The organism is Protofrankia sp. Cr1 (assembly GCF_963555865.1).
Taxonomy (GTDB): Bacteria; Actinomycetota; Actinomycetes; order Frankiales; family Frankiaceae; genus Protofrankia.
In genome coordinates, this window is sequence record NZ_CAUVXO010000329.1 from 1 (window position 1) to 5,720 (window position 5,720).

Here is a 5,720-nt window from a genome sequence, read left to right on the forward strand (position 1 = left end):
CGCTGGACCCGGTCGCGATCATCCGCGACCGCGCCGCGGCGGCCGGCGCCGCCATCGAGGTCCAGTACCTGCCAGACCTGCTGCCCGTGCAGCGGTTCGTTGCCGACCACCAGGGCGAGCCACGCACCCTGAGCGCGCACCAGGCCGAGCGATGGCAGGCTGCGCTGGCCCGCACACAGGTGGCCCTCGGCGTTCCGGGAGACAGCCCAGGCGGGCTGCGCTCGCTGGCCGACGCCGCGCCCGGCCTGCGGTGGATACAGGGGACGGCGGCCGGCGCCGGGGAGCAACTCCTCGCCGCGGGTCTGCCTGCCGAGCGGGCCGCCACGCTGACCGTGACGTCCGCGGCGGGGCTGCACGCACAGCCTCTCGCGGAGTTCGCGCTGCTGGGCATGCTGGCGTTCGCCAAGGACCTTGACGTCCTGCAGACGGCCTCCGCCGAGAGCACCTGGCGTTCACGCTGGCCGATGCGGCTGCTGTCCGCCTCGCACGTACTTGTCCTCGGGCTGGGGGGCGTCGGCCTACGGACGGCCGAACTGGCGCACGCCGTCGGTGCCCGGGTGACCGGGGTCCGGCGCCGTGTCGGGCCACCGCCACGCGGCGTCGACCAGGTCCTCGCGCTCAGCGCAATGGCCGAGGTGCTGCCCACCGTCGACATGCTGGTCAACACCCTGCCCGGAACACTGGCCACCCGCGGACTGCTCGACGCCGGGATGCTCACGCGACTGCCCTCCCACGCCGTTGTCGTCAACGTAGGGCGCGGAGCCGTGCTCGACTCGGCCGCGCTCATCGCCGCGCTCGATGCCGGTCGCCTGCGCGCGGCGGTCCTCGACGTCGTCGACGTCGAGCCGCTACCGGCGGACTGCCCGCTGTGGGGACGCCCCGATGTCCTGATCAGCCCGCACACCGCGGCGCTCACCGTCGACGAGGACGAGCGCATCGTGGAGTTGTTCTGCGACAACCTCGCGCGCTTCGTGCGCGATGAGCCGATGCGCAAGGTCGTCGACCTGGCCTCCGGCTACTGACGCCGCACGGACCGAGCTGCCCCCAAAGGAGAACTCGTGACTGCCTCGACCCTCGACGTACGCTCGCTGTTCGACGTCGCCGGACGGCGTGCGCTCGTAACCGGCGCCAGCCGCGGCATCGGCCTGCGCCTGGCCGAGAGCCTGGCTGCCGCGGGATGCGAGGTCACCATCGTGGCGCGCTCGCCGCAGCCGCTGGAGCGAGCCCGGGTGCAGGTCATGGCCGGGACCGGAGCCCGTGTGCACGCCGTGGCCTTCGACGCGACCCAGTCCGACCAGGTTGCCGCGGGCGTCACGTCCGCGGTCGAGGCGATGGGCGGGCTGGACATCGTTGTCAACAACGCCGGCGTGCAGTTCCGGGCCGCCGTCACCGAGTTCCCCGACGACCAGTGGCATCGGCTACTCGAGACCAACGTGTCCACGGCGTTCTTCGTCAGTCGCGAGGCCGCCAAGGTGATGATCCCTCAGGCAGCAGGGAAGATCGTCAACATCTGCTCGGTCCAGAGCGAGCTCGCCCGCCCCGCGATCGCGCCATACTCCGCCACCAAGGGCGCCCTCAAGATGCTCACCAGGGGCCTGTGCGCCGACCTCGGCCCATACGGCATCCAGGTCAACGGCCTGGCGCCCGGCTACGTCGACACCGAGCTGACCGCCGCGCTCGTCGCCGACGACGAGTTCTCCGCCTGGATAGCCCGACGCACCCCCGCCGGGCGCTGGGGGCAGGTTGACGACCTCGTCGGCACCCTGTTGTTCCTCAGCAGCCGCGCGTCCGACTTCGTCAACGGCCAGATCGTCTACGTCGACGGCGGCATGACGTCGGTCCTGTGACCTTCCTTCGAAGCAGTCCACCGCCCGACCCGAGGGAGTGTCAGGAGCCATGAGCGTCAACCGAGGTGTCGTCGTCCACGCCGCGCGCGATCTGCGCGTCGACAACCTGCCCGACCCCGAGCCCGGTCCGGGCGAGGTCGTCCTCGACGTCGCCTACGGCGGCGTGTGCGGCAGCGACCTGCACTACGTCGACCGCGGCGGCGTCGGCGACTTCATGCTCCGCGAGCCGATGGTGCTCGGGCACGAGGTGGTCGCACGGGTGGGCGCCGTCGGATCGGGGGTCGGCAGCGTTCGAGACACGGAGGTCGTCCCCGGACTCGCCGTCGCGGTGCATCCGGCCATTGCGTGCGGGCACTGCGAGCAGTGCCGCACGGGGCGGGCGAACATCTGTCGCCAGGTCACCTACCTGGGCAGCGCGGCACGCTTCCCACACGTGCAGGGGGGCTTCGCACAGCATGTGCTGGTCCGCGCCGACCAGCTCGTCCCGCTGCCGGACGGGCTCGACCTGCGTCAGGCCGCGGTGGCCGAGCCGCTCGCGGTCGCCCTGCACGCCCTCGACCGGGCCGGCGACGTCGCCGGACGCCACCTGCTCGTCACGGGAGCCGGCCCCATCGGCTGCCTCCTCGTCGCGGCGGCTCGCGATCGAGGCGCCGCCGAGATCGTCGTCACCGATCTGACCGACGAGGCTCTCGCGATCGCCGCCGCTGTCGGGGCCACCACGACGCTGCGCGCGGACGCCCTGACGCCCGACGACTGGTCCGATGTCGTGGCGGACCTCGCCGTGGAGGCCTCCGGCAGCGCCAGCGGGCTGGGCACGTGTGTCGAGCGGGTCCGCCGCGGGGGCACCGTCGTCCAGCTTGGGTTGCTGCCGCCAGGGATGACGCCGCTGCTAGGAAACGTGCTGGTCACACGGGAGATCGAACTACGAGGGGCTTTCCGGTTCACTCACGAGATCGAGGACGCCGTGCGCATGCTCGACCGGGGTCTCAACGTCGAACCGGTCATCACCCACGTCCTCCCGCTTGACCAGACCGCGCAGGCCTTCGCCGTGGCGCGGGACCGGACCAAGGCAAGCAAGGTCCTCATCGCTTTTGACTGACGTTCTGGCGGAGATGGCGGAGATGGCGCAGCGGGCGCGCACTGCCGAGTACCGCCGCTACCAGCGCCCCGGTGTTGGTCCCTGCCTGATCACACAGCGCCGAGGCCGCCGTGCGTACCCACCCCGCACGCCCGCACCACCCGACAAGGAGTCTGCTCAGATGAGCCCGGCATCGACCGACCTGAACCGGACCGACCTGAACCGGACAGAGCTGGACTGGACAGAGCTGGACGCCCGCGCCGTGGATTCGGCTCGGGTGCTGGCCATGGACGCCGTGCAGAAGGTCGGCAACGGCCACCCGGGCACCGCGATGAGCCTCGCGCCCGTCGCCTACCTGCTGCTTCAGAAGGTGATGCGGCACGACCCGGCCGACCCGGCGTGGGTGGGCCGGGATCGTTTCGTGCTGTCTCCCGGCCACACCTCGCTGACCCTCTATACCCAGCTGTTCCTCGCCGGCTACGGCCTCACGCTGGATGACCTGAAGTCCTTCCGCACCTGGGGTTCGTTGACGCCCGGCCACCCGGAACACGGCCACACCGCCGGCGTCGAGACCACCACCGGGCCGCTCGGCCAGGGCATCGCCAACGCGGTGGGGATGGCGATGGCGGCCCGCTACGAACGCGGCCTGTTCGACCCGCACGCGCCGGCGGGCGAGTCGCCCTTCGACCACACCATCTGGGCCATCGTCTCCGACGGCGACCTACAGGAGGGCATCTCGGCCGAGGCGTCCTCGCTGGCCGGCCACCAGAAGCTCGGCAACCTGGTCGCCTTCTACGACGACAACCACATCTCCATCGAGGGCGACACCGCGACGGCCTTCTCCGAGGACGTGCTGGGCCGCTACGAGGCCTACGGCTGGCATGTGCAGCGGATCCAACCCGCTGACAACGGTGACATCGACGTCGCGGCGCTGTACACGGCGTTGCGGGCGGCCCAGGCCGAGACCACCCGACCGTCGATCATCGCGGCTCGTACGATCATCGCCTGGCCGGCGCCGAACGCGCGGAACACCGAGGCCGCGCACGGCGCCGCGCTCGGCGAGGCGGAGGTCACCGCGACCAAGCGGGTGCTGGACTTCGATCCCGAGCGGCACTTCGAGGTCGCGGGCGGAGTGCTGGCGCACACCCGCACGGCGCTCGACCGCGGCCGTGCCGCGCACGCGGCGTGGCGCGAGGAGTTCGGCCGGTGGCGTGCCGCGAACCCGGCGCGGGCCGCCGAGTTCGACCGCATCCAGGCCGGGGAGCTACCGGAGGGCTGGCAGCGGGCGCTTCCCGTTTTCACCCCGGGCAAGCCGGTCGCCACCCGCAAGGCCTCGGGCGCCGTGCTGGCCGCGCTGGGCTCGGTGATCCCCGAGCTGTGGGGTGGCTCGGCCGACCTGGCCGGGTCGAACAACACCACGATTGATGCCTCGTCGTCCTTCCTGCCGGCCGGAAACCCGCTACCGCAGGCGGAGCCGTACGGCCGCACGGTGCACTTCGGCATCCGCGAGCACGCAATGGGCTCGACGATGAACGGCATCGCGCTGCATGGCAGGACCCGCGTCTACGGCGGCACGTTCCTGGTCTTCTCCGACTACATGCGTCCGGCTGTCCGGCTGGCCGCCCTGATGAAGCTGCCGGTCACCTACGTGTGGACGCACGACTCCATCGGCCTGGGCGAGGACGGTCCGACCCACCAGCCGGTCGAGCACCTGGCCGCGCTGCGCGCCATCCCGGGCCTGAACGTCGTCCGCCCGGCGGACGCGAACGAGACAGCCATCGTGTGGGCGGAGGTGCTGCGCCGGCACGCAAGCCGGCCCGCCCCGCACGGTCTGGCGCTGACCAGGCAGAACGTGCCCACCTACGCGCCGAACGCCGACGCGGCCAGGGGCGGCTACGTGCTGGCCGAGGCTTCCGGCGGCAGGCCGCTGCTGATCCTGATCGCCACCGGCTCGGAGGTGCAGCTGGCGGTCGCCGCCCAGGAGAAACTGGCGGCCGACGGCATCCCGGCCCGGGTGGTGTCCATGCCGTGCGTGGAGTGGTTCGAGGAGCAGGACCGGGCCTGGCGGGAGCGGGTCCTGCCGCCGTCGGTGCCGGCCCGGGTGGCCGTCGAAGCCGGGATCGGCCTGACCTGGCACCGCTACGTGGGCGACACCGGCCGGGTGGTGTCCCTCGAGCACTTCGGGGCCTCCGCCGACGGGAAGGTCCTGTTCGACGAGTTCGGCATCACCGTGGATGCGGTCGCCGCCGCCGCCCGCGAGTCGGTCGCCGCGGCGGCCAGCCGGGTCACCCCCCTCATCGGTACACCCGCCCGCTCGGGAGGCGCACCTGTCACGAGCGACCCACTGGAGCGGCTGTCCGACGAAGGTGTGGCGATCTGGCTCGACGACCTGTCCCGTTCACGGATCACGTCGGGCAACCTCGCCCACCTGATCCGCGAACGGCACGTCGTGGGCGTCACCACCAATCCGACCATCTTCCAGAAGGCGATCTCGGCTGGGGACGGCTACCTCGACCAGCTTCGCGACCTCGCCACCCGCGGCGTGGCCGTCGACGAGGCCATCCGTATGATCACGACGGCCGATGTGCGCGCCGCGGCGGACCTGCTCCGCCCGACCTTCGAGGCCAGCGGCGGCACCGACGGCAGGGTCTCCATCGAGGTCGACCCGCGACTGGCGCACCACACCGCAGCCACCGTCGCCGAGGCCAAGCAGCTGGCCTGGCTGGTCGACCGCGACAACGTCTTCATCAAGATCCCGGCGACTCTGGCCGGGCTCCCGGCGATCAGCGAGGTGC

At 71.9% G+C, this 5,720-nt stretch carries 4 protein-coding genes and 1 pseudogene; all 5 read left to right on the forward strand.

The features are described 5' to 3' along the window. A partial coding sequence (locus U9980_RS20450) for a D-2-hydroxyacid dehydrogenase (RefSeq protein ID WP_322769395.1) occupies positions 1–1,022 on the forward strand: 1,022 nt, incomplete at its 5' end. 36 nt (positions 1,023–1,058) lie between these two features. Then, positions 1,059–1,847 carry an SDR family oxidoreductase gene (locus tag U9980_RS20455; RefSeq protein WP_322769396.1) on the forward strand — a complete coding sequence of 263 codons (789 nt, stop codon included), beginning with the start codon at positions 1,059–1,061 and terminating at the stop codon, positions 1,845–1,847. Between the two features lie 49 nt (positions 1,848–1,896). Beyond that, entirely contained in the window at positions 1,897–2,946 is a 1,050-nt protein-coding gene (locus U9980_RS20460; protein WP_322769397.1) for an L-idonate 5-dehydrogenase, read from the forward strand. Positions 2,947–3,106: 160 nt separating this feature from the next. Continuing rightward, positions 3,107–5,200: pseudogene (tkt, locus tag U9980_RS20465) on the forward strand (transketolase); the annotation flags it as partial. A 93-nt stretch (positions 5,201–5,293) separates the two neighbouring features. Then, the coding region (locus U9980_RS20470) for a transaldolase family protein (RefSeq protein WP_416210340.1) at positions 5,294–5,720 on the forward strand (427 nt) is incomplete at its 3' end.

Excerpts from the sequence above, each read along its gene's own strand:
- U9980_RS20460 (WP_322769397.1), top strand. The coding sequence starts at position 1,897 with ATGAGCGTCAACCGAGGTGTCGTCGTCCACGCCGCGCGCGATCTGCGC.